Here is a 24110-nt window from a genome sequence, read left to right on the forward strand (position 1 = left end):
CCATCAGGCAGTCAGGCGCCATCAGGCAGTCAGGCGCGGAAAGAAGGTCGTCGGCACGATGACCGGCGGCTGGTTGGGCCGAAAAGTGCCGGGGTTGGCGATGAAATCCACCATCTGCTCCACGTAGACACCCTTGTCGTAGCCGATCGAGGAAATCGGATAGGCATCGAAATCGGTGAGCGACAGGTTGTCGAAGCCGTACAGACGAAAGCGCGTCGGCCGGTTGGCGGGAAAGTCGACGCGGCAGACATCGAGAATACCCATGGCCATCGCATCCGACGTGCAGAAGATCGCATCGGGGCAATCGGCGCCGGTCAAGACCGCAGCCGCAGCATGCCCGCTCTCATAGGAGTAGTCGCCTTGCACCGTCCGCCCCAGCTCTATGCCGTTTTCAGCGAAAGCCTGCCTGTAGAAGCCGATGCGTGCCTGCTCCACCGGCGAGGACGAACGACCGGTCACGAGCCCCGCCCGCTTCACACCCTTCGTTGCGGCATCGGCGACGGCTTCAGCAATTCCACTGCCTTCATCGGGAATGACGACTGGCGAAAGGTMGTCATGCAGGCCGTTCAACATGATAACCAGATCGGAACGAAACATGCGCCGCACGGTGGCAGCATCCGCAAAATCCGAAAACACGAGCGCCGCATCGACGTGATAGGCAACGCCATTGCGCAGAAATTCCTCGACGCGGGCCACCGAACCGATGCGGATCATGATGACCTGCTTGCCGATCGATTGGATCTGGTCCAGCAGCCGGTCGAAAAGATCGAGGTCCGAGAGATCGTGGATGTGGTTGACGACAACGGCGACGAGGTTGACCGTTTTGGTCGTCAGGCTCTGCGCCAGAAGGTTCGGCTTGTAGCCAAGCTGTGCAGCCGCCTCGACCACTCTTTCACGCTTATCGGCCGAAACCGGTCGCGGCTCGGTGGAGAGCGCCCGGCTGGCGACCGCACGCGACACTCCGGCCAGCTTTGCAACATCGGCAATCGTCGGGGCGGCATCGCGGCCAATGTTTTGTGTCATGTTCGAGCGCTTTCCAACCTGTCATGGCGTGATAGCGCAGGGAAGCGCATCTTCGCTATCGGAAACTTGCGATCATCCACTTTCGTGGCATTGAAACCGATGCCACGATCCCTTTTCGCCTCAATGCCAGCCTGAATGGAGGAACTGTATGGCAATCACCCTATCACCCATAGCCCTGCCCGATTTTGGACCTGTGGCCGCCGAACAACCGCAGATTCCGGCGGCAACCTATGCCGCCCGCGCGGATGCCGCGCTGAAAGCTGCCGGTACCGACTGGCTCGTCGTCTATGCCGACCGCGAGCACTTCGGCAACATCATGTTCCTCTCCGGTTTCGAACCTCGCTTCGAAGAGGCCCTGCTATTGCTCGGCCCGAAGGGAAAGCGGGTGATTATCACGGGCAATGAATCCGAGAGCTATACGGTGCTTGCCCGCCTGCCGGGCATCGACGTGCTGCGAGCGCAGACCTTCAGCCTCATGGGCCAGGACCGCAGCCAAAACCCGCGCCTCTCCGACCGTCTGCGCGACGCCGGCATCGGCAAGGGCGACAGCATCGGCCTCATAGGCTGGAAGTATCTTTCGGCGGAGGAGGATGAGGATCATGCAAACTGCTTCTTCGTGCCCGACTTCATCGTCTCTGCGCTACGCCGCTTGGCCGGCAAGATCACCGATGCGACTGCCGTTCTCATGCATCCCGAGACCGGCTTGCGTGCCGTCGTCGATGTCGACCAGCTCGCCGCCTTCGAATGGGCTTCGGCCCGCTGCTCACGTGCTCTCTGGCGTGTCGTCTCAGGTGTTCGCGAAGGCGACAGCGAGTTCGAGGCACTCGGCAGACTGGGCTACCAAGGCGATCCGCTGAACCTGCACACCATGTTCGCCTCTGTCAGTTCTGGCGAGGCCATCGTCGGCCTGCGCAGCCCGACGGCACGGCGTCTGAAGAAGGGTGATGGCGTAACGACTGCCCTCGGTTACTGGGGCGCCCTCTCCTCCCGCGCCGGCCTGCTGACCGACCATGACGACGCCTTCCTGAAACCTGCCAAGGCCTATTTTGAAGCGCTGATCATCTGGTACGAGACGGCCGATATCGGCACGACCGGCGGCGATCTCTTCGCATCCGTCACCGAAAAGCTGAAATCCGCCGGCCTGAACTCAGCGCTCAACCCCGGCCATCTCGGCAGCCACGAGGAATGGCTGCATTCGCCGGTCCGCCCGGGCTCCACCGAACGCCTGCGCTCAGGCATGCCCTTCCAGGTCGACGTCATCCCCGTGCCCATGCCGGCCGGCCGGGCGCTCAACTGCGAGGATGCGGTCGCCTTTGCCGATGCAGAGCTTCGTGAGGCAATCCGCACGAAGTACCCCGAGATGCATGCCCGCATCACCGCTCGTCGTACGTTCATGGCGGATAAGCTCGGCGTTTCCTTGAATGAGAACATACTGCCTCTGTCCGACACGCCGCTTTACCTGCCACCCTTCTGGCTGAAAGCGAACCATGTGCTGGTCCGCGCATAGCGCGCAAAGGATCGACGGCCCTTGGCTGTCGGTCCGACCTTACCTAAATTTGGCTTGAAAGCAGGAGGAGCGGCATGAGCGACGATCACAAGCATATCGACTGGCGCGAACATGGCGTGAAGGTCATTCCCGGCAACGCACTCGATCCGAATACGGCGCAGACACCGGGCATGAACCGCGCAACCGCCATCAACAATGCGCGCGCCGGGGCGGAAAAGATCTGGGCTGGTACGGTGACGATCCATGCCAATGCCAAGACCGGCGCCCATCATCACGGCGATCTCGAAAGCATCATATATGTGGTGAAAGGCAAGGCACGCATGCGCTGGGGCGAAAACCTCGAATTCACCGCAGAAGCCGGCCCCGGCGATTTCATCTACGTGCCGCCTTTCGTTCCCCATCAGGAAATCAATGCCAACCGTGACGAGACGCTGGAATGCGTGGTCGTGCGATCAGGCCAGGAACCTGTGGTCGTCAACCTCGACATCGAACCGGTCGAAAAGCCCGAAGACGTCCCCTGGATCGACCCCATCCACCGCCACTAGCTCTCAAGCAGCGGCGAGGATCATCGCCGCGCCCTTTTCCGCCACCATCATCGTCGGCGCGTTGATATTGCCGGCTGTGATGTTCGGGAAAACCGAGGCATCGACGATCCGCAGCCCGGTGATGCCGTGCACCCTCAGGGAGGCGTCGACCACGGATGTCGTAGCATCCGGCCCCATCGAAGCCGATCCGCAGAGGTGGTAGATCGAACCGGAATTGCCACGGAAATAGGTCAGCAACTCCTCATCCGTCTGAGCTTCTACCGAAGGCGGCATTTCGGCTTTGGTGATCGATTGCAGAGCCGGCGCTTCCATGATCCGGCGCACCAGCCGGCTGCCCTGAATGACCTCTTCCTCGTCATGCACAGTGCCGAGATAGTTCGGCTTGATCTGCGGCGCTTCCGTTATCTCGGGCGAGACGATGCCAACCGTGCCGCGGCTCGTCGGCCGGCAGGAATTGAAGGCGAGCAGAAAACCGGAATAGGGCTCCGGCTTCAAACCTGCCTTCGGATCCGTCGGAATGCGATAGGAGAGCGGGTTGAAATACAGCTGGATATTCGGCCGCTCTTCCTCCGGACGGCCGCGCAGGAAGGCGCCGGCCTGGTTGACGCTGAGTGCCAGCGGCCCGCGCCGCGTCAGGATATAGCGCAGTGCCTGCCGCGCCTGGCCGAACAGCGTTCCAAGCTCGTCATTCAGCGTCGGCACCGTGGAGCGGTAATAGAAGCTGGCGCAGAGATGATCCTGCAGGTTTTTGCCGACCGCCGGCAAATGCCGCACCAGCGGAATGTCGAGCGATTGCAGATGTGCACCGTCGCCGATGCCCGAGAGCTGCAGAAGCTTCGGCGTATCGACCGCACCGGCCGAGAGGATGACTTCCAGTCGCGCTGAATAGCTGGTGATGCCGCCGGCACCGATCACCTCCACGCCGGTCGCGCGAGCTTCCGCATCCACTATCACTCGGCGCACCCRGCTGTTGCGCAGGATGGCAAGATTGGGCCGCCCGAGCGCCGGCCTCAGATAGGCGAGCGATGATGAGGAACGAACGCCATTCCGCGTATTGATGTCATAGATGCCGGCGCCTTCGATGCTTTCGCCATTGAAATCCGCATTCAGCGGCATCTGCAGTTCGGCACAGGCTTCCAGGAAACGGTCGGTAATCGCATGCGACTGACCACGCATCGGCGTCACATGAATCGGCCCGCCGCCGCCATGATATTTGCTCTCGCCGCCCGCATGGGTCTCCAGCTTGCGGAAGAATGGCAGCACGTCCTCATAACCCCAGCCGAGATTGCCGGCAGCCTTCCAGTCTTGGAAATCGTCGGCAGCACCGCGCACGAAGATCATCGCATTGATGGAGCCCGAACCGCCCTGCACCTTGCCGCGCGGCGCATAGATACGCCGGCCGTTGAGCGCGGCCTCCGGCTCGCTCCAGTACATCCAGTTGACCTTCGGATCGTAATAGGAGCGTGCATAGCCGACCGGGACACGGAACCACGGTGAGCTGTCATTGCCGCCGGCCTCGATGAGCAGCACATTGTGCCTGCCGCTCTCGCTGAGGCGCGCGGCCAGAATGCAGCCGGCCGAGCCGGCGCCGACGATGATGTAATCGTATGTCGTCATCTTCGTTCTCAGCCGCGAGCCGGCGCAAAGGCCTTCACGTCGGCGGGCTTGTCATCCATTTGCAGATGCAGTCGCTGTCCTTCGTAAGGCGAGTGTTTGGCAACGACATCGAGATTGAGTTCCACCCCCAGCCCCGGCTCGTCTGATGGGATCAGGTAACCGTCCTCGAAGCGCAGCGGCGTCTTCAGGATCTCGGCGTAGAAGCCCGAGAAATCGACGATCGCCTCGTGGATCAGGAAGTTCGGCGAGGACGCAGCAAGCTGGATGCTGGCCGCAGCGCCGATTGGTCCGTTGTAGAGATGCGGCGCGATCTGCGCGTAATAGGCTTCCGCCATGCCAGCGATCTTCTTGGATTCCAGAATGCCGCCGGCGCGTGCCACATTCATCTGCAGGATCGAGGCTGCACCCGTTTCCAGCACGCGCTGGAACTCGTATTTCGTTGTCAGCCGCTCACCGGTCGAAATGGGGATCGAGGTCCTGCGGGCGACTTCCGCCATCGCCTCTTCGTGGCCGGGAGGCACCGGCTCCTCGAACCAGAGTGGATCATATTTCTCCAGCCGCTGCGCCAGCCGGATCGCCGAAGACGGCACCATCTGGCCGTGCGTGCCAAAGAGCAGATCGGCACTGCTTCCGACAGCCTCGCGAATCTTGGCGCAGAATTCCTCGCAGCGATCCATCACTCCGAGCGACACCTGATGGCCGGAATAGGCCGTATAGGGGCCGGCCGGGTCGAACTTGACGGCGGTAAAGCCCATCTCGACCATCTTCACCGCGCATTCGGCGGCGAGGTCCGGATCGTTATAGTCATATTCGCCAGCAGCGTTCTTCGGATAGAGATAGGTATAAGCGCGCAGCCTCTCATGCACGCGCCCGCCGATCAGCTTGTGCACCGGCTTGCCGGCGGCCTTGCCAATAATATCCCAGCAGGCGATCTCCAGCCCGGAGACAATGCCCATCATCGTCGGGTCCGGGCGTTGTGTGAAACCGCTCGAATAGGCAAGCCGCCAGAAGCGTTCGATATCATGCGGATCATGGCCGAGCAGATAGCGCTGGAAGACATCCTCGATCAGCGGCACGAGTGCGTTCGGATGGAAAGCGGTGGAATAGATCTCCCCGACACCCTCGATCCCGTCTGCCGTCGTCAGTCGTACGAAGATCCAGTACATGCCGCCGATATGCGGCGGCGGAACGGCGACGACATGGGTGGAAAGCGATGCGATCTGCATGGCCGTGATCCTCAATGCTTGAGTATGACGAGGCGTGTCTGGGTGAATTCGAGCATGCCGTGCTTGCCGTCATCGCCGCCGAGACCGGAGCGCTTCCAGCCGGCGTGATAGCCCTGATAGGGATCGGCCGGGAAACGGTTGACGTAGAATTCGCCGGCCTCGATCGCGTCAGAAAAACGCATGATCGAGCGGTGATCGTTGGTGAAGAGCACCGAGCTCAGACCGAACTGGTGATCATTGGCAAGCACCAGCGCTTCCTCGGTCGTGTCGTAGGCGACGACAGGAAGAACCGGACCGAAGATCTCCTCGGCGATGATCTCCATGTCCTGCCGGCAGTGGGACAGCAGTGTCGGCGGATAGAAGAAACCGGGGCCATCAGGCAAGGTACCGCCGGCCTCGATGCGCGCGCCCTGCTCCACTGCCTTGAGGACGGCCTTGTGCACATTCGTCTGTGCTGATTTCGTGGCGAGCGGCCCGACGCGAGACGCATCAACCGAGCGGTCGCCAAAGACACGTGAAGCAAAGCCGGCCTTCAACTTGGCAAGTAGCGCGTCATGAATGGAGCGATGCACGTAGACGCGCTCAGGCGCGGTGCAGAGCTGGCCGCAATGATTGGTCTTTGCAGCAACGAGCTGTGCCGCGACTGCATCCAGATCCGCATCCGGCTCTATGATGACGGGTGTCTTGCCGCCGAGTTCCAGCGACGGCTTGGCGATATTAGCCTTGCAATAATCGAGCACGACACGGCCCGCCTGCAGGCTACCTGTCAGCGTGATCATCCCGACCTTCGGATGCGTGCAGAGCGTGGCCGCAACATCATGCGACATGGCGAGAATATTGACGAGCCCGGCCGGCAAACCTGCCTCGGCAACGGCTTCGGCGATCTCGAAGGCCGAGGTCGGCGTAGAATTGCTCGGGCGCACGACGACGGCATTGCCGGCGATCAGCGCCGGCGCGATCTTGCGCACCAGCGTATAGATCGGAAAATTGAAGGGGATCAGGCAGGCGACGACGCCGATTGCCTCGCGCTTCAGAAGCAGCGTCTCGTTGGCATTGTCGCTCGGAATGATCTCGCCTTCGATGCGACGTGCCCACTCGGCATGGTAACGCATCAGCTCTGCGCCGTAGATCGCCTCGCCCGTCGCGTCGGCAAGACTCTTGCCGGATTCCAGTGCCAAGGCGGCACCGATCTTCTCCGCTCGCTGTTCGATAACGGCAGCGACCCCCCGCAGCGCGTCGCCACGCGCAATCGCCGGCAGCGCCCGCCATTCCTTCTGCGCCTTCGCCGCTGCCTCGACAGCCTCGATGGCTTCAGCCGCGGTCGCTGACGGCACCCTAGCGAATTGAGCTTCTGTTACCGGATTGAGCACCGGTACCAGCGTGCCGGAAGACCGGAATTCACCGGCGATAAAATTGCGATATTCCGTCATGACGACATCCTCAGGACAATAGCTGACCACGCGCATGCCAGCTTCTGCCGGCCATGCGTTGAAACGAAACAGGGTGCCGACGCTCGAAAGCGGCGACTAGAACGTGCTGCGGCCCGGCGCCGCGTCGAGAAGTGTTCTCGTATAGGGGTGTGTCGGCGCCTGCAGCACTTGGGCCGCACTGCCGCGCTCGACGATTTCACCCTTCTGCATCACCACGATCTCGTCGCTGATCTGGGCAGCGACGCGCAGGTCGTGAGTGATGAAGACGATGGCGAGCTGCAGCTTCTCCTGMAGCTCGCGAAGCAGTTTCAGAACCTGTGCCTGCACGGAGACGTCKAGCGCCGAAACGCTCTCGTCCGCGATCAGCACATCCGGCCGCATGGCGAGCGCACGCGCAATGCCGATGCGCTGTCGCTGTCCACCGGAAAAGGCCGATGGCTTGCGCCAATAGGCACTCTTCTGCAGGCCAACGAGGTCGAGCAACTCTTCCGCCCGACGCCGCGCCTCGTCTGCCTCCATGCCGGCAAGCCGGGCTGAGCGGGCAATCATCGGCCCGACACGGCGGCGCGGATTGAGTGAGCCGAACGGATCCTGGAAGATCATCTGGATCGACCGCCGTCTGGCGCGCAACGGCGCCGGCGCGAGACCAAGAATGTCAGCACCCGCCACTTCCACCCGGCCACTCTTCGGCTCGATCAGGCGGATCATCGCCTTGGCAAGGGTAGACTTGCCGCAGCCGGATTCACCGACGATGGAGATCACACGGCCCGGCGAAAGGCTGAGTTCCACATGTTTCAAAACCTGGACGCTGCCATAGGAATGCTGCAGGTCGTGCACGGCAAGGACCGGCGCTTCACCCTGCGGCGGGGCCGGACGGTCGTGCGGCTTCAGGCTTGGCACGGCGGCGATAAGCTCTTTGGTGTAGGGATGGTTCGGAGCCGTCAGCACCTGTCTTGCCTCACCGATCTCGACGATCTCACCGTGCCGCATGACGGCCACGCGGTCGGCGATGTCGGCAACCACACCGAAATCATGGGTGATGAAGACGATGCCGTGGTCATGCATGTTGCGMAATTCGCGCACCAGCTTCAGCACCTGCGCCTGCGTCGTCACGTCGAGCGCCGTCGTCGGCTCGTCGGCAATCAGTACGCGCGGGTTCATGGCAAGCGCCATGGCGATGACGACACGCTGGCACTGCCCACCGGAGAGTTCATGCGGATAGGCCTGCAGGATGCGGTCCGGGTTCGGCAGATGCATGGATTCGATCAGCGCGCGGGCACGCTTCCTGCGCTCGGCGGCATCGAAATCCGAATGCAGCTCGAAGACTTCCTCAATCTGCGCTGAAACCGTCATCGCCGGATTGAGCGAAGCGATCGGCTCCTGGAAGATCATGGCAATGTCGCTGCCCCGGATGGCGCGGAACGCCCGCTCGGAAAGGCCAACGAGATCGGTATCCCCGAGCATCACCTTGCCGCCGGAAACCTTCAATCCCTCCGGCACCGCGCCCATGAGTGCACTGGACAGCACCGACTTGCCGGAGCCGGACTCGCCGACGATGCAGAGAATTTCACGCGGCCTGAGATCGAAACTCGCCGTCTTGACGGCATAGGGTCGGTCGGCGCCCTTCGGCAGTGCGACACTCAGATTTTCGACCCGAAGGATCGGTTGGTTTTCGTTGCTGCTCATGCACGCCTCCCCTGCGCTTCCGAGACTTCCCGCAATCCGTCCGCCAGCAGGCTCAGGCCCAGCATCAGCGACGAAATCGCAAGGCATGGAAAGATGACCAAGTGTGGGAAGGCGATCGCCATGGCGCGTCCTTCGTTGACCATCGTGCCCCAATCCGGCGTCGGTGGCGGCAGGCCGAGGCCAAGGAAGCCGAGCGTGCCGATGGTGATCGCGGTGTAGCCGAGGCGCAGGCAGAAATCGACTGCGAGCGGGCCGCTGGCATTGGGCAGGATATCGAAGAGCATGATGCGCCAGGTGCTTTCGCCCTGCGTCACAGCAGACGCCACGAAATCGCGGCTCGACACATCGATGGTAATGCCGCGCACGATACGGAAGATCGCCGGCGCGCTGCCGAAGGTAACCGCAAGCACGATGTTGAATGGAGAGGAGCCGACCACGACGATGATGACAATGTAGAGCACCAGCACCGGGAAGGAGAGCACCACATTGGCGATATAGGACAGGACCGCATCGATCCAGCCGCGCCGGTAACCAGCGATAAGCCCGAGTGCCACGCCGACGATATAGGCCGTCACCGTCGCAAGCGTCGAGAACACCACGACGGTGCGTGCGCCGTAGATCAGGCGCGAAAGGATATCGCGGCCGAGCTTGTCGGTGCCGAGCCAGAATACGCCGCCTGTCGGAGCGGCAGTACCCGGCTTTGCCAGCGGCAGCAGCGTACGGATCGGGTCAAAGGGCGCAAGGATTGGCGCAAAGATGGCCACCAGCAGCCAGCCGATGGTCAGGAACCCGCCGATCAGCACGACCGGATTGGTGAGATAGGGTGTTACAGCTTTCCGCATGGCGCCCTCACTTCCGTCCCTTGGCTGCATCGAGCAGCGAGACACGCGGATTGAGCCAGCCATAGGCGAGGTCGGAGAGGATCTGCGTCGCGACGACGACGACGACGCTCACCATCGCGCACGCCTCGACGAGTCGGATATCGCTGTTGAGCGCGGCGTCATAGAGCAGCGTGCCGAAGCCCTTATAGGCATAGAAGACCTCCACGACGATGACGCCCGAGAGTAGCCAGGGAAACTGCAGCATGATGACGGTGACAGGCGTGATCAGGGCATTGCGCAGCGCATGCTTCCAGACGATGCGAGCCGTGCTGGCCCCCTTGAGGCGTGCCGTGCGAACATAATGGGTGCCCATGACTTCGATCATCGAGGCGCGGGTGACGCGCGCCAGGTAGCCGGTGGAATAGAAGGCGAGCACCAGCACCGGCAGAATGATCTGCTGCAGCGAGAAGCCCGTCAGCATGGTGCTGGCGCCGGGCAACCAGTGTAGCCAGAAAACGAAGACGGCCGAGAAGAAGACCGCAGAGGCGAAATCCGGGATCGAAGTCGTGACGATTGCGATGAAGGAGACGACACGATCGAGCAACGAACCAGGCCGCATGCCGGCAATGATGCCCGCAAACAGGCCGACAGGGACGATCACGAGCAGCGCACCGCCAGCAAGAATGCCGGAGGCCGCAAGGCGGTCCGGGATAAGCTGGGCAACCGGTGCACGATAGTAGGTGGACATGCCCCAGTCACCGGTCACGAAGGACCAGAGCCAGCGGCCGTAGCGAATGATGAAGGGGGAATCGTAACCGTTGGCAGTCAGCCACTGGGCGCGCTGTGCCGGCGTCGAGAACTGGCCGAGGACTTTGACGGCGACATCGCCGACATTGACCTCCAGTGCCAGGTAAACGAGCAGCGACACGGTGAACATCACCGCGAGCGCGCTTGCCAGTTTACGGAGAATGAAAAGGAAAACGGTCACGAACCACCTCTTTGCCGGGTCGGGGCCGCCGCGATGAGCGGCCCCGCCGAAGATCAAGCCTTGACGAGCCAGACGCCGTCCATGCGGAAGTAGTCCGCCGGATGGAGCACGAAACCGCGCACGGTGGTGGCTGCGGCGCTGAAGCGGTTCGGCCAGTAGGGTTGAACGATGACGCCGGAATCCTGCAGGATCTGCTGGACATCCTTCATGGCTTCGGGACGCTTGGCCGGATCGACGACGGCCAGAGCCTTGTCGAGCGCGGCGTCGAATTCCTTGCTGGCGAAATGGCTCTCGTTCCAGGCACCGCCGGAGCGATAGGCCAGATCGAGCGTCATGGCGCCGAGCGGACGGTGCGCCCAGTAGGTGAGGCCGAAAGGAACCTTGTCCCAGATCGGCCAGTACTGCGAGGCCGGCAGGACATTCAGCTTCAGCCGGATGCCGGCTTCGGCCAGATTCTGCTGCAGTACCTGCGCGGTATCCTGCTCCCAGGTACCCTGCGTGTTGCCGAGCGTCAGCTCAAGATCCAAACCGTCCTTGTAGCCGGCTTCTGCGAGCAGGGCCTTGGCCTTCCCGACATCGCGGGGCACAGCCGGCAGCGCGAAGTAATCGGGTTGAACCGGCGAGACGTGGAAATTGGCGCCAACTTCGCCTTCGCCGCGATAGGCGACGTCGAGCATCTGCTTGTTGTCGGCGGCAAGCTGCACGGCCTTGCGGACGCGAACATCGTCGAACGGCTTCTGGTCGGACTGCATGCGCATGACGAGTGTATGGGCAGCCTTGCCGGTCAGGATCTGGATGTTCGGCAGCGACTTCATAAGATCGTATTCGGCGATCGTCGCGCGGTAGATGATATCGATCTGACCGCTCGAAAGCGCTGCGAGATGCGTGGTGATATCGGTGCCGAGGTCGATATACTGGATGCCGTCGAGATGAGCCGGCTTACCCCAATAGTCAGCGCGCTTGCTGAACACAGCCTGACGGCCGACTTCGTAAGCGTCCAGCTTGAAGGGGCCGGTACCAACAGGATTGGCCGGCCAGTTGGCGCCGCCCTTGACGAAGTCGCGGTGCAGCATCGGGCAGGTGTAGGAATAAAGCTGCTCTGGCAGCGAGGAAACCGCACGCGATAGCGTAATGCGAACCGTATGGTCGCCGGTCTTTTCCACCTTCGCGACGGCCGAGAAAGCGGTCTTGTTGGAAGACTGGGAGTCAGGCGCAATCCAGCGCTGGATATTGAAGATCACGTCTTCGGGTGTGAAGGCATCGCCATTCGACCACTTGGCGCGCTCGTCGAGCTCGAAATCCCAGATCTTCAGGTCAGCAGACGGCGTCCAGCTCTTGGCGAGGTAGGGATGGGTGACGTTGTCGGCATCGACATAGGTCAGGAATTCGAGGCTGTTGCGATAGAGGTTTGAAGCCTCGATCCAGCTCGTCATCATCGGATCGGTCAGTTCCTGGATCTGGCAGCCGAAACGCAGTGTGCCGCCATCGGTAGGCGTCTCCTGAGCGAGTGCGGGCTTGCTGTCGCCGAGGAAGGCGCTGGCGGAGGCCGCCGTCACACCKAGCCAGGCGACGGCACGCAGGAAACCGCGGCGATCGATCTTGCCGGCGCGGACCTGTTCGCACAGTTCCGGCACGGAGGGATGCAGCGGATTGCCGCTGTTGGTTTTCAATTCAGTCATGATCTGCCTCCTCCTTGAATGGCAGTATGTTCGCTATCAGACACCCTCTGTGCCAGACACGATGCGCAGGGCGGGCTTTTCACCGTCGTTCACCACACGATTGCTGAAGCGGCTGATGATCCAGGATCGAAACCCTGCAATCAGAGGATCCACCAGCCCTTCCGCATCGGTCTTCAGGTAATAGCCGAAGCCTTCGTAATAGTGTGCGGTGACCGGCGCAACCAAGCGGCCGCTTTCTATTTCCTCCCGAAATAGCGCCGGATCTGCAAGCACCAGCCCCTGCCCCGACAATGCGTATTGAACCCCGAGGCTGGCGCTGTCGAATGTCACGCCCCGCGCCACGGAAACCCCTCCAAGACCGTTCTGCACAAGGAAGCGCTGCCACGTGAGGTAGGGCTCCATGTCTACGATCTTGATGTGGATGATCTCGTTTGCAGCAATGAAAGCCGCGATATCCGACACGCCTCCCCTGACCAGATCGGGATGGCAAAGGATCGTCGGCCGCTCCTCCCAGAGCAGGTCGGTGATCCATTCATCGACTGCTGGCCGCGTATAGACGACCGCCACATCGAATTCGCTGTCCGGCACCCCATAGGGGGTCGAAACCTCCAGAAGCACTTCCGGGAAGCTGCGCCGGAAATCCGTCAGCAGCGGCACGGTGAGCTTCATGGCAAAGCTCGGCGGCAGGTTGATGCGCAGCTTGCGTTGGCGCTGTTCGTCCGGCGCGCAAACTTCCTTCAGCGCCTGCTCGATGCGGTCGAAGCCCTTGCCGATGCCGGCAGCGAGCGAGCGCCCGGCATCCGTCAGCGTCGTGGCCTTATGGCCGCGTTCGAAAAGCTTGCGCCCGATACTCTCTTCCAGACCGATGACATGCCGCGAAAGCGCGCTCTGCGAAATGTTGAGCGCCACGGCGGCCGCCGTGAAGCTGCCGTGATGCGCCACCGCCTCGAAGGCTCGTAGCGCATTCAACGGCAACCGGCGGCGATCGACCGCCGGCTCCTTCTTCGTCTGGGGAGAGCGATCCTCCGTCATCAGCCCGACAGCCCGCCGAACAGGACGTATTTGCTCTCGAGATATTCATCGAGCCCTTCGGCAGCACCTTCACGGCCGAGCCCGGATTGCTTGACGCCGCCAAACGGAGCAACTTCCGTCGAGATCACGCCCTCGTTGATGCCGACCATGCCTGCCTCCAGCGCTTCGGCGACACGCCAGGCGCGGCCGAGATTCTGCGTGAAGAAATAGGCCGAAAGACCGGTTTCCGTATCATTGGCAAGCGCGATCGCCTCTTCCTCACCCTTGAAGCGGAAAAGGCCGGCAACCGGACCGAAGGTCTCTTGCGTGGCAAGCGCCATATCGGTCGTCATGCCGGTCAGCACCRTCGGTTCATAAAACAGGCCGCCGCGCTCGTGCGGCTTGCCGCCGGTCAGCACCTTGGCGCCCTTTTCGACAGCGTCGGTCACATGCCGCTCGACCTTCGCCAGCGCCGGCGCATTGATGAGCGGACCTTGCAGTGCGCCATCCTCGACACCGGGGGCGACCTTCATGGCCGCAACCGCCTTGGCCAAAGCCTCGGCGTAACGGTCGTAAATGCCGTCCTCGACGAGGATACGGTTGGCGCAGACGCAGGTCTGCCCTGTGTTGCGGAATTTGGAAGCGATCGTGCCGCGCACGGCCTGGTCGATATCGGCGTCGTCGAAGACAATCAGCGGAGCGTTACCGCCGAGTTCGAGACTGATGCGCTTCACCGTGTCGGCACTCTGGCGCATGAGCAGCTTGCCGGTCGCCGTCGATCCCGTAAACGAGAACTTGCGCACGACCGGGCTCTTCATCCAGACGCCGACGACATCGGCCGGAGACTTCGTAGTCACCACGCTGACAACACCGGTGGGGACGCCGGCCTGTTCGCCAAGACGGGCAAGCGCCAGCGCCGAAAGCGGCGTGTCTTCGGCCGGCTTGATGATGATAGTGCAGCCGGCGGCAAGCGCCGGGCCGACCTTGCGGGTGATCATCGCCAGCGGGAAGTTCCACGGCGTGACCGCCGCAACAACACCAACCGGCTCCTTCATGACGACGATGCGGGCATCAACCTTGTGCGACGGCACGACGCCACCATGAGAGCGGCGGCCCTCTTCGGCAAACCAGGTCAGAAAGCCAGCCGCATAGGCGACTTCGCCGCGCGCCTCGGCAAGCGGCTTGCCCTGCTCGGCCGTTAATAGGCGCGCGAGGTCTTCCTGGTTGGCAAGCATCAGCTCGGCCCAACGGCGCAGAACCGCGGAGCGCTCGGAGGCGAGCGTCTTGCGCCAAGTCTTGAAGGCTTTTGCTGAGGCATCGACCGCCTGCTGCGCTTCCGCCGCGCCGCAATCCGGCACGGTCGCAAGCTCGCTGCCGTCAGCGGGGTTCAGCACGGCGAAGCGCTTGCTGTCAGCAGCACTTCCCCAGCCTCCACCGATCAGTGCATTGTCTTCGACAAGCTTCATATCAGGCGACCTTCGGTGTGAAGAACGGATTACCGACCGTTGCCACGCCTTCGGCAAGCTCAGCACGCGACGGCCAGCCCTTCAGCAATGCGCGCTTGGCGGCAAGATGCGTTGCAGCCTTGTTGTTATGATACACTTCTTCGGCATCGTTTGCCGACGGATTGACCCAGACGGCGGCAATCGCGACCCAGTCATCTTCAGCTTCCGCCGGCAACGAGCCGTCGAGCAGCGCTGTAGTAATACCGGCGGCAACACCGGCCTGCGCCGGACCCCAGGTCATTAGCTCATGCGAGGAACCTGACTCCATCACCGCCTTGGCGATGAACAGCGTCACTGGCTTGGCAGGCAGGTTCGGCTTCAGCACTGCCTGGAACGGCAGGTGACCGGGACCGGGGCTTGCGGCCGCACCGGCGAGTGCACCGGAAATCGGGCCGTTCTTCGGGCCGATATAGAGGTTGATATGGGCAGCGTTCGGGCCGGAACCCTCGAAGCCTTCACCGATATAAAGCATGGAATTCTCCAGTAAAAATGCGAGTCGAACCCATTATGCCTTCGAAAGGGCGCGGGGGCGACGGACCGTGTTGTAGTCGTTGATCATGTCGCGCGGGCGATAGGGCTCTTCAAGGAAAGCACGCTCTTCTGCCGTCAGCTCGATCGCCGCAGCCTCGATGGCGGCAATGACATGCTCGGGGCTCTCCGTGCCGACGATCGGAACCGTGCTGTTGCCGGAGCCGATGACCCAGGCCTGGGCAATCTGGCTCGCCGTCTTGCCGCGCTTGGCAGCGATCTCGTTGACACGCTTGGCAATCTCCTGGTCGATCTCGTCGCCGAACCAGTCGAGATAGAGGTCATGGGCGATACGCGGCGCCGAGCCGCCGCCGGCCAGATAACCACGGGCGAGCGGCGAGAAGGTTGTCACCGCGATGCCAGCGTCCTGGCAGTAAGGCATCATTTCGCGCTCTTCTTCACGATAGAGCAGCGAATACTGGCACTGCATGTTGACGAACCGCGTCCAGCCGTTCTTGTCGGCGACATGGTTCATCTTGGCGAACTGCCAGGAATACATGGTGGAAGCGCCGATGTAGCGCGCCTTGCCCGACTTCACGATGTCATGCAGGGCGCTCATCGTTTCTTCGATCGGGGTTTCCGGATCGAAAGCGTGGATGACGTAAAGGTCGACATAGTCTGTGCCCATCTGCTTCAGCGACTTGTCGATCGAGGCCATCAGATGCTTGCGCGACAGGCCCTTGTCGTTTGGATCATCGCTCATCGGATAGAAGGCCTTGGTGGCAAGCACCAGCTTTTCGCGGTCGGTCAGCGACAGCAGCGTGCGGGCGACGACCTGCTCGTTGACGCCTGTCGAATACCAGTCCGCCATGTCGAAGAAATTGATGCCGACATCGAGCGCCTTCTTGAGGATCGGTACCGACTTTTCTTCGTCCAACACCCAACCCTTCCACTTGGATGAGCCGATACCCATGGTACCGAGGCAAAGCGACGAAACCTTCAGGCCGGTCTGGCCAAAGCGCACATATTCCACAGCAATGTCCTAAAAGTGTTTCTCCCTCCTAAGACTATGCCGTGGCGACACTATTGTGACAAATAGGTTTATTCGATGCGGCTATCTCAAAATGAGATGGCGCCATCAACCGCCCGCAGGGGCCTATGCCGCAGGCTTTTCCCTTGCGGACCTGATGTCCAGCAGCACCGCGACAAGCCCGTAAACCGCGGCAAGTATCCACAGCGTAAGGAACGGTTCCCTGACCGCCTGAAGCGGAGCGCCGAGCTGTGACACCTCGACGATGCCGTTGATGGCGCTGGTGCTTGGCAGCAGAACGGTCAGCGCCCGCAGCGGCTCGGGTATGGCTTCGCTCGGCCACGAAAAACCGGCAAGGAACATGAAAGGCAACCCGAGCGTGGCGCAGACGAGCTGAACGGCGAGCGGCTTGCGGAACAGGGAGGCAATCACCATCCCGAGCGTGGCAACTGCCAGAACGAACGGCAGGCAGAAGATGAAGATCGTCAACAAACCACCCAACCGCGGAATGCCGTAAAGGTAAGGCAGCACGATCAGGTAGAATGGCAACACGATCGCCTCGATAACAAGATAGGCAAGCAGCCTGCCTCCGACCCGGGCAAAGGGGCCAGCCGCCGAGGCAGCGGGATTTCGCGCCGCCGCATCATTGCCGATCGTGCCCAGAAGGCCGACGCCGATCAACAGCGTCTGCTGCAGGATCAGGACGAAGGCTGCGGGCAGGATATAGGTCGCATAGCCGCCTTGCGGATTGAACAATGCGACCGTCGTCAACGGCATCGGATCAGGGGCAGCTGCCGCCAGCACCGGATCGATATTGGCCGCAATCAGCCGCGCCGTCTCGATTTCCGCACCCATGGTTCTGGCAACGGCAACGACCGCGCCGGAAATGCGCTGATAGATCAGGAAATAACTCGCATCCCCGTAAAGCGCGACCGGCGATTGCCGCCCATGCAACAGGTCACGTTCGAAATATTGCGGGATGACCAGAATGCCGTGAAGCTGGCGTCCCTGCACCGCCCGCTCGGCGCTCACCTGATCCGGCAGCGTCGCAGCCACCGCGACATCACTCGACGCATCGATACGKCGCACCAACTCACGGCTGCTCGTCGTATCATCGAGATCGACGACAGCAATCGGCACGTCGCGCAGCGCCTCGTTGGCATAAGGCTGGGGATAATAGAGGGCATAGATAAGCGGCCCGAAGACCAGTACCGCGAGCGCCGGGCGCAGCGTCAGGATGCGGATCAGCTCGATGCGAAAGATCGCGAGGAAGGCCCTCATGGCGTGACCTCCCTCAGCCTCTGCGCTGCCTGTCGCTCCCGGCGAATGCGGAACACTTCCAGCCGCAGCGCCGTCACGATCGCCAGCACCAGGACGAATATACCAAGCACCATCAGTGGCTTCAGGGACAGATCAACCGGCGTGCCGCGGATCGTCTGATCGATCCTCGCCGTCAGATACCAGGTGCCCGGAATGAGCTCACCCCACCAATAGGAAAACCCGTTCATTGCCAGACGCGGAAAGCCGATACCCATATAGCCGAAGGATGGGGCGAAGATCAGCGTGCCAACGCTGATGGCGCTTGCGACCGGCCGCAGGAAAAGCGCCAGCAGCACGCCGATAAACTGGTTCGCGAGGATGAAGAGCAATCCGGCAACGACGAGTATCCAGCGCTCGCCCCTGAGCGGCATATCGAGCACGCCGAAGAGAACGGCGTCCGACAGGCCAAGAACCACAAGGAAGATCAGCGTGTAGGGCAACATCTTGCCGGCCATCGCCGGCCAGAGACCGCCGCCGAGCCGCCGCAGAATGACAAGACGGTGCATGGTTTCAGCATCCATGCCCACCGTGTAGGCCATGGTCGTGACGATCACCACCTGCAGCAAGGCGGGCATCAGCGCTGCCAGCAGGAAATGCGCATAGTTGAGCGTCGGATTGAAGAGTGGATTGACCTGAACGGGGATCGGCGAAAGATCGGCCTGCGCAATATCGACCGGCTGCCCTTGCGCCGTGCGCAGCGACAGGCGGATGCCGGCAGCCACAGTCGGCACGGCAGCACTGACGCCCCTGAGCGTAAGATTACCTGTTGTCAGTGTCTGCGTATTGTAAAAGAACACCACCTCGGGACGCCGGCCGGCGAAGACGTCGCGCTCGAGATTGTGCGGCAGCATCAGTAGCCCGTGAACCCTTCCGGACAGGATCAGCGCGCGGCCTTCTGTGAGATCGCTGACATTGATGGCGACAGCGGTATCCGGCGTCGCATCGACCGCACGGATGATCGTTCGCGAAAGGTCGCTGCCATCGAGATCAAGCACGGCGATCGGCAGCCGTGTTGCAAGTCCCGCGCTGAAGACGATGGCGAGCACGCCCATCAACAGCAGCGGCAGCAGAGTCGTCAGGAAAAGCAGGAAAGGCCGGCGATAGAACCAGTCGAACTCCCGCCGGAACACCAGAAGAAAGCCGGGGCGGAGCCCGCCGGGCGGCTTCATCTCAATGCCCCGCCGGCGGCCAGGAGGCGATGACACTCATGCCCGGCCGCAACCCTTCGACGGGATTGGCGGGCACGGCGCGCACCTCGAAGGTGCGCAGGTCGAAATCGCCGGTAGCGCGCGTCGCACGCCAGGTCGCATATTGGCCCTGCGCGTTAATCATCGTTACCTTGACCGGGATCGACTGACCGCCACCAAGCGCCGGAACAGTGACATTGAAGCCGTCCCCGACCTTGAGTCCCTTCAGCAGGTCCTCACGAAGATTGAAGGTGAACCAGGGGCTCTGCAGGTCGATGATCGAAAACAGCGGCGAACCGGCGCTGAAGTTTTCGCCGAGCTCGGCAACGCGCGTCGTCACCTGACCGGAAATCGGCGCATGGATGGTGAGTTCCGAGACATCGACTTGCCGTTGATTGAGGGAGGCGCGCGCCTGCTCCACCTGGGCGGCGGCAAGCGCTTTTTCTTCCTTGCTGGACCCGGCCGTCGCAAGCCGCGCATTGGCTGCAGCCGATTCCTGTTTGCGGATCGCCGCTTCCAGATTGCGGGCCGTCTGATCGACCTGCGCCTGCGTCGAGGCCCCTGTCGTTATCAACCGCGCCTGACGGGCGGACTCTTCCTGATAGAGCGTGACGTCGGCGCTCGCTGCCGCAAGCTCGGCATTGGCCGCATCGATGGTTTCCGGACGCGTGCTGTTGACCCGGGTCAGATCGGCTTCGGATACGCCGACTGCCGCTTCGGCCAGATGCAATGCCGCCGTCAATTGCGGGCTTTCCAGCTCGGCGATAACAGTGCCCTTCTCGACATTGTCACCGACATCGGCGTTGAGTTTGAGAATACGGCCAGCGACACGCGGGCTGATATCGACGCGATTGGCGGAAACCTCGCCCTGCACTACCAGCGGCGGCGGGCGCGTCGCAAACCAAAGCAGAACACCAAGAACGACGAGGGCCACGATCCCCACGACTGCCCGTACCATTCCTGCTGCCMTCATCGGTGCCCTCTTTCAGATGGAGTAGTCCGGCTGACTGTGTCTCAGGATTATGCCTCTGGCAATATGACAACCGTGCTGCGACGCCTTGCACGCCGTAAAAGTCGTGACCGTGTCCGATGGATTTTCATCGGTTCTGCGTGCCACCTGCGGCGTCATCCTTGCGGAAGTCATCAACCCAAGTTTCAAAGCCATTCGCCCAGCAAACGGACCTGCCGCTTCGTATGGCCGGACCAAAACCTAAGTATAGTTACGCCACAGGGCTCTTCGATTTACCTTCTACTCGTAGCTCGGAGCCGACCTGACCATTCACGGTTCCAAGCTGGTGGCACCGCCCCTTGCCACCTCTAGGGCAGGCGTCCCCCTCCGCCGAAGCCCTGCGGATCCTCCCATCCGCCATAGACCGTCCCGCCGCTCGGGGCGGTCTTTCTTTTTGGYCGGAGGAACTATTCGCCCTTTACTTCCAACACTTTTGTATAGCTTTGCGCGGCTAAACACCGCATTAAGCTACGCGAGAATTAACCGGTTCGAATAGGACCGGGGCCACAGCGAGGGGGCATGGGATCATCTGTATTATTGAAGCTGGTCAACCGGCGAGGAACACCCTCGCATGAAATCACGCTTGGCCTGATCGCCCTGGTTCTCGGCGCCACTGTATTCTACGTCGATGCCTTCACCGAGATCCAAAGCGCCATCGCAGTCCTCTATGTTATCGTGCTGCTGCTAGCTGCCGAAATACTGACGAGGATCGGAACAACGCTGCTTGCGGTCATCTGCACCGCTTTTACACTTTTTGCTTATTTCTACTCGCACGGCCTGGGGGAAGATGTTCCGGCGCAGTTGCGCTTTGCGGTTTCTCTAGCCGCGATCACCATCACCTGCGCCCTTATTCTCCGGAACGAAACCGCGCGCACCGGGCTCATCGAGGCCAACCTGCACCTTCGCGACAGTGAGACCCGCTTCCGCTATATTTTCGAGCACAGCCGCATCGCACTCTGGGAGCRCGATTATTCCGCAGTGCGAGCCTTCCTGATGTCTTTGAAGGCCGAAGGTGTCAGCGACCTCAAAGATTACTACCGAACGAACCCCAGCATCATCGCCACCTGCACGGGCCTCATCCGTACCATCGCCTTCAATGACGCGGCGCTGGAACTGCTCGGCCACGTCKCCGACGGCCTGCAGTCGCGCACGATGCGCCGCTACATCGCCCCTGACGATGATACCTTCCTGGACCTGATGAATGCCATCTTTCGCGGGGAACGTCATTTTGAAGGCAAGGGCAATCTGATTGCTGAAAACGGCGAGATCAGGCTTGTCATCATGAGCATGAGTTTTCCCGAGGACCCTGCCGCCTTCAACCGCGTGGTGGTCGGCATGGTGGATATCACCCAGCGCGAAATGACGCAGAAGGCTTTGCGCGAAGCGCAGGACGAGCTTGCCCGTGCCTCCCGCGCGGCGACCGTCGGCACGCTTTCAGCCTCGCTCGCCCACGAACTCAACCAGCCGCTCGGCGCGATTGTCGTCAATGCTCAGACGCTGCTTCGCTGGCTGAACCGCGAACCGCCGGATCTTGCCGCCGTGCACCGTTCGGCCGAGCGCATCATCCGCGACAGCCAGCGCGCGAGCGAAATCATCCACAACACCCGCTCGATGCTGTCCCATACCGACCGTACGCCCGAATATGTCGATCTTGAAACCCTGATCGAGGAAACGCGCGCCTTGATGGATCACGACTTCCAGCGCGACATGGTGAGCTTCGAGGTTGAACGAGGCGAAAAAGCGCCTTCGGTAAAGGCGATCCGCATCGAACTGCAGCAAGTGCTGATCAACCTCGTTACCAATGCCGTGCAGGCGATGCAGGCGACGGCGATCGACCAGCGTAAGATTCTGATCTCGCTCGAAAGGAAGGATGATATGTTTGTCAGCCTCTCCGTGAGAGATTTCGGCCCTGGTATCAGCGAGGAGGCAATGACGAAGCTTTTCACGCCCTTCTTCACGACCAAGCCCTCCGGAATGGGCATGGGACTCTCCATCTGCCGCAGCACGCTGGAAGCCGGAGGCGGCCAGCTGATTGCCGGCAATCATCCTGAAGGCGGCGCCATCTTCGAAATGATCATACCGATTGAGGACGACCATGACCGACACTAGCGCCGCATCGAAGGCAGCCTCGCAGTCCGTATTGCCAATCGTCTATGTCGTCGATGATGACGAATCCATCCGCGAGTCGCTTGTCGACCTCTTCCGGTCGGTCCAGATGGACGCCGCCTCCTTTGCCACGACCACTGCCTTTCTCGATACCGCCGACCTGCGCCGGCCGGGCTGCATTCTCCTCGACGTGCGCTTGCCGGGCCTCAGCGGACTGGATTTCCAGCTTCATCTCGAACGGATCGGCAGCAGGATGCCGATCGTCTTCATGACCGGCTTCGGCGATATTCCGATGAGCGTGCGCGCCATGAAGGCCGGCGCCGTCGACTTCCTCACAAAACCTTTCCGCGACCAGGACATTCTCGATGCCGTCGGCATCGCGATCGAGAAGGACATGGCGCGGCGCCGGGAAATGGCAGCAAGCGATGCTGTCGCCTCGCTGGTGGATACGCTCACGCCCCGCGAGCGGGAGGTGATGGCCGCTGTCGTCAAGGGACTGATGAACAAGCAGATTGCCTATGACCTCGGCATCAGCGAAATCACCGTGAAGCTGCATCGCGGCAATGTCATGCGCAAGATGCAGGTGCGCTCGGTGGCCGATCTGGTGCGCAAGACCGAAATGCTGGAAGGCAGGTAGTGTAACCTAGACCCTTGTATGGTACCGCGACACGGTCATGAGCCTCATAATATAACCTAACGTAATGCAGGAATAAGCAAGGCTACCAATCTCGTGTCACATACATCCACAATCGCGGTCGTCGATGACGACCAGGCCATCCGGGAGGCTCTTGACGATCTGATCCAGTCGTGCGGCTACCGCAGCAAGCTTTTTGCTTCTGCGGAAGAGTTTCTGGCCTTTAATGACAGGGCGGCGATCGACTGCATGCTCGTCGACGTCAAGATGCCGGGCCTCAGCGGCATCGAACTGCAGGAAATCCTCAACGGCGAGCCCGAAAAACCGCCGATGATCTTCATGACCTCCTATCGCGACGAGCGGACTAGGACGGCCGCCATTGAAGGCGGCGCGCTGGCCTTTCTGGGCAAGCCGGTCGAATTTGATTCCCTCATCAAGTATCTGGAAATGGCTCTGAAGCCGTAAGGCTCCACTGCGGCGAATTCCGAAGTATTGCTTCCGCCATCAGATCAAATTTATACACCTATGTATAATTTTGGACGGAAGCATTAAAGAATAGAATTCCTTCGTTACATCCAGTACACTGGATAGAAAAACGAGGTGACGCCATGATGAAGTTCAAACGTCCGATATTTATCAGCGTGGGGAAGAACATTCTGATGGATGTAATCTTCTCCAACATCGTAACCGGTGCCAATTACAAGTTCCACTGCGCGCTTCTGCGCCTGGAACCGGAAAATCCGATCTACGAATACCAACCGGTCCGCATTGCCGCGCATCGCCGCCCGGAYGAAATCAGCCGGACGCATTTCTGATCCTCCCAATACCTGGTACTGACCGGTTTACTCCTCCCGGCCGGTCAGTGAGATAACGCCGCCATCTCTCGGCTTCAGGGAAAAGACGACATGACAGGCATCACGGACCTTTCCGTTCTTCTTTCGACCATGGAGCCGGAATTGGCAGACGGCGAATTTGTCTATTGCACCGTGCCGGCCTTCCAGCCGGAAGACTACCTGCATCTTCGCCCGCTCGGCCTCTTTCACGAAACGGAAGGGCTGACGCTCATCCTGTCGCTGGAGGCGGCCCGCAAGGCCGGCCTGCAGGCTAGCCCGCCCATGCGGCAGATCACGCTGAAGGTGCATTCCTCGCTTGAAGCGGTGGGCCTKACCGCCGCCTTCTCCCGCGCGTTAACGGAAGTCGGCATCAGCGCCAATGTGGTTGCGGCCTATCACCACGACCACATTTTCGTGCCTGCCATTGATGCCGAACGGGCCGTCGAAGCGCTGCGGCAGTTTTCGGCTGCAAGCCAGAACTGAAA

22 protein-coding genes are annotated in these 24110 nt (G+C 61.3%); 7 read left to right on the top strand and 15 right to left on the bottom strand.

All coding sequences use genetic code 11. The annotated features are described in order from the left end of the window. Positions 1-21: 21 nt before the first annotated feature. Entirely contained in the window at positions 22-1023 is a 1002-nt protein-coding gene (locus AC1DNW_RS31950; protein WP_477855427.1) for a LacI family DNA-binding transcriptional regulator, read from the bottom strand. Between the two features lie 148 nt (positions 1024-1171). Between AC1DNW_RS31950 and AC1DNW_RS31955 the strand changes: the two genes are divergently transcribed. Both AC1DNW_RS31955 and AC1DNW_RS31960 read left to right on the top strand, forming a co-directional pair. Beyond that, the gene (locus AC1DNW_RS31955) at positions 1172-2530 is read left to right on the top strand and encodes a M24 family metallopeptidase (protein WP_113311220.1); all 1359 of its coding nucleotides are present in this window, start codon (positions 1172-1174) and stop codon (positions 2528-2530) included. 74 nt (positions 2531-2604) lie between these two features. Next, positions 2605-3075: a cupin domain-containing protein gene (locus tag AC1DNW_RS31960; RefSeq protein ID WP_025668423.1), complete on the top strand. Its 471-nt coding sequence runs from the start codon at positions 2605-2607 to the stop codon at positions 3073-3075. 3 nt (positions 3076-3078) lie between these two features. On the opposite strand, the gene AC1DNW_RS31965 is transcribed toward AC1DNW_RS31960, so the two are convergent. The 14 genes from AC1DNW_RS31965 to AC1DNW_RS32030 all read right to left on the bottom strand — a co-directional run bounded on the left by AC1DNW_RS31965 (position 3079) and on the right by AC1DNW_RS32030 (position 20016). Then, entirely contained in the window at positions 3079-4692 is a 1614-nt protein-coding gene (locus tag AC1DNW_RS31965) for a GMC family oxidoreductase (RefSeq protein ID WP_477855428.1), read from the bottom strand. An 8-nt stretch (positions 4693-4700) separates the two neighbouring features. Continuing rightward, positions 4701-5918: a mandelate racemase/muconate lactonizing enzyme family protein gene (locus AC1DNW_RS31970; RefSeq protein WP_113311218.1), complete on the bottom strand. Its 1218-nt coding sequence runs from the start codon at positions 5916-5918 to the stop codon at positions 4701-4703. Between the two features lie 11 nt (positions 5919-5929). Further along, positions 5930-7348, bottom strand: a complete 1419-nt coding sequence (locus AC1DNW_RS31975) for an aldehyde dehydrogenase family protein (protein ID WP_477855429.1) — start codon at positions 7346-7348, stop codon at positions 5930-5932. A 96-nt stretch (positions 7349-7444) separates the two neighbouring features. Next, positions 7445-9034 (bottom strand): dipeptide ABC transporter ATP-binding protein, encoded by a 1590-nt coding sequence (locus tag AC1DNW_RS31980; protein ID WP_477855430.1) that lies wholly within the window; start codon positions 9032-9034, stop codon positions 7445-7447. Continuing rightward, the gene (locus tag AC1DNW_RS31985; RefSeq protein ID WP_113311215.1) at positions 9031-9876 is read right to left on the bottom strand and encodes an ABC transporter permease; all 846 of its coding nucleotides are present in this window, start codon (positions 9874-9876) and stop codon (positions 9031-9033) included. Before AC1DNW_RS31985 ends, AC1DNW_RS31980 begins: the two co-directional genes overlap by 4 nt. Before the next feature lie 7 nt (positions 9877-9883). Further along, on the bottom strand, positions 9884-10843 hold the full coding sequence (locus AC1DNW_RS31990) for an ABC transporter permease (RefSeq protein WP_477855431.1): 960 nt from the start codon (positions 10841-10843) through the stop codon (positions 9884-9886). Between the two features lie 53 nt (positions 10844-10896). Next, positions 10897-12522 (bottom strand): ABC transporter substrate-binding protein, encoded by a 1626-nt coding sequence (locus AC1DNW_RS31995; protein WP_113311214.1) that lies wholly within the window; start codon positions 12520-12522, stop codon positions 10897-10899. 36 nt (positions 12523-12558) lie between these two features. After that, a complete protein-coding gene (locus AC1DNW_RS32000; RefSeq protein ID WP_113311213.1) occupies positions 12559-13554 on the bottom strand; it encodes a LysR family transcriptional regulator in 996 nt (331 codons plus the stop codon). Continuing rightward, positions 13554-14999, bottom strand: coding sequence for an NAD-dependent succinate-semialdehyde dehydrogenase (locus AC1DNW_RS32005; RefSeq protein ID WP_477855432.1), 1446 nt, complete (start codon positions 14997-14999; stop codon positions 13554-13556). Before AC1DNW_RS32005 ends, AC1DNW_RS32000 begins: the two co-directional genes overlap by 1 nt. A gap of 1 nt (position 15000) precedes the next feature. After that, entirely contained in the window at positions 15001-15510 is a 510-nt protein-coding gene (gene fae / locus AC1DNW_RS32010) for a formaldehyde-activating enzyme (RefSeq protein ID WP_113311211.1), read from the bottom strand. A gap of 33 nt (positions 15511-15543) precedes the next feature. Next, positions 15544-16539 carry an aldo/keto reductase gene (locus AC1DNW_RS32015; protein WP_113311210.1) on the bottom strand — a complete coding sequence of 332 codons (996 nt, stop codon included), beginning with the start codon at positions 16537-16539 and terminating at the stop codon, positions 15544-15546. 123 nt (positions 16540-16662) lie between these two features. After that, complete coding sequence (locus AC1DNW_RS32020; RefSeq protein ID WP_113311209.1) at positions 16663-17817, bottom strand: ABC transporter permease; 1155 nt, start codon at positions 17815-17817, stop codon at positions 16663-16665. Beyond that, positions 17814-19025: an ABC transporter permease gene (locus AC1DNW_RS32025; RefSeq protein ID WP_113311208.1), complete on the bottom strand. Its 1212-nt coding sequence runs from the start codon at positions 19023-19025 to the stop codon at positions 17814-17816. Before AC1DNW_RS32025 ends, AC1DNW_RS32020 begins: the two co-directional genes overlap by 4 nt. Position 19026: 1 nt before the next feature. Beyond that, positions 19027-20016: an HlyD family secretion protein gene (locus AC1DNW_RS32030; RefSeq protein WP_477855433.1), complete on the bottom strand. Its 990-nt coding sequence runs from the start codon at positions 20014-20016 to the stop codon at positions 19027-19029. A 555-nt stretch (positions 20017-20571) separates the two neighbouring features. Between AC1DNW_RS32030 and AC1DNW_RS32035 the strand changes: the two genes are divergently transcribed. The 5 genes from AC1DNW_RS32035 (at position 20572) to AC1DNW_RS32055 (ending at position 24108) form a co-directional block, all read left to right on the top strand. Then, positions 20572-22161, top strand: coding sequence for a sensor histidine kinase (locus AC1DNW_RS32035; protein ID WP_477855434.1), 1590 nt, complete (start codon positions 20572-20574; stop codon positions 22159-22161). Then, positions 22148-22795 carry a response regulator transcription factor gene (locus AC1DNW_RS32040; RefSeq protein WP_113311205.1) on the top strand — a complete coding sequence of 216 codons (648 nt, stop codon included), beginning with the start codon at positions 22148-22150 and terminating at the stop codon, positions 22793-22795. The genes AC1DNW_RS32035 and AC1DNW_RS32040 overlap by 14 nt, the downstream gene beginning before the upstream one ends. Positions 22796-22888: 93 nt before the next feature. After that, positions 22889-23257 (top strand): response regulator, encoded by a 369-nt coding sequence (locus AC1DNW_RS32045; protein WP_113299865.1) that lies wholly within the window; start codon positions 22889-22891, stop codon positions 23255-23257. Positions 23258-23400: 143 nt separating this feature from the next. Further along, positions 23401-23607: a hypothetical protein gene (locus AC1DNW_RS32050; protein WP_113311204.1), complete on the top strand. Its 207-nt coding sequence runs from the start codon at positions 23401-23403 to the stop codon at positions 23605-23607. 90 nt (positions 23608-23697) lie between these two features. Further along, positions 23698-24108, top strand: coding sequence for an ACT domain-containing protein (locus tag AC1DNW_RS32055; RefSeq protein ID WP_113299867.1), 411 nt, complete (start codon positions 23698-23700; stop codon positions 24106-24108). Positions 24109-24110 lie beyond the last annotated feature (2 nt).

This window comes from Rhizobium sp. 05L429, from assembly GCF_056397645.1.

Coding starts and splice junctions, on each gene's coding strand:
- AC1DNW_RS31955 (WP_113311220.1), top strand. CDS start 1,172: ATGGCAATCACCCTATCACCCATAGCCCTGCCCGATTTTGGACCTGTG.
- AC1DNW_RS31970 (WP_113311218.1), bottom strand. CDS start 5,918: ATGCAGATCGCATCGCTTTCCACCCATGTCGTCGCCGTTCCGCCGCCG.
- AC1DNW_RS32000 (WP_113311213.1), bottom strand. CDS start 13,554: ATGACGGAGGATCGCTCTCCCCAGACGAAGAAGGAGCCGGCGGTCGAT.
- AC1DNW_RS31985 (WP_113311215.1), bottom strand. CDS start 9,876: ATGCGGAAAGCTGTAACACCCTATCTCACCAATCCGGTCGTGCTGATC.
- AC1DNW_RS32025 (WP_113311208.1), bottom strand. CDS start 19,025: ATGAAGCCGCCCGGCGGGCTCCGCCCCGGCTTTCTTCTGGTGTTCCGG.
- AC1DNW_RS32040 (WP_113311205.1), top strand. CDS start 22,148: ATGACCGACACTAGCGCCGCATCGAAGGCAGCCTCGCAGTCCGTATTG.
- AC1DNW_RS31960 (WP_025668423.1), top strand. CDS start 2,605: ATGAGCGACGATCACAAGCATATCGACTGGCGCGAACATGGCGTGAAG.
- fae (WP_113311211.1), bottom strand. CDS start 15,510: ATGCTTTATATCGGTGAAGGCTTCGAGGGTTCCGGCCCGAACGCTGCC.
- AC1DNW_RS31975 (WP_477855429.1), bottom strand. CDS start 7,348: ATGACGGAATATCGCAATTTTATCGCCGGTGAATTCCGGTCTTCCGGC.